This is a genomic window from Seonamhaeicola marinus, from assembly GCF_008085455.1.
In genome coordinates, this window is the sequence record NZ_VSDQ01000302.1 from 1 (window position 1) to 330 (window position 330).

A 330-nucleotide genomic window follows, 5' to 3' on the forward strand; every position below is an offset into this window, starting at 1 on the left:
AACTTGTCTTGCTTTACTGCCTTCAAAGGGGCCAACAATACCAGCAGCTTCTAACTGATCAATTAATCTGCCTGCTCTGTTATATCCTAATTTTAATTTTCGTTGTAATAAAGAGGCCGATCCTTGTTGTGCTGTTACAATAACTATGGCAGCATCTTTAAATAATTTATCTCTATCTGCAATATCTATATCAATACTTGTGCCACTTTCTTCACCAACATATTCTGGTAATAAATACGCATCAGGATATGCTTTTTGGGCACCAATAAAATCGGTTATTTTTTCAACTTCGGGTGTATCAACAAACGCACATTGTATGCGTATCATATC

At 35.8% G+C, this 330-nt stretch carries 1 protein-coding gene; it reads right to left on the minus strand.

Annotated features, from left to right (window positions below; all coding sequences use genetic code 11):
• The coding region (locus tag FUA24_RS04075) for a DNA translocase FtsK (RefSeq protein ID WP_317131929.1) at positions 1-330 on the minus strand (330 nt) is incomplete at both ends.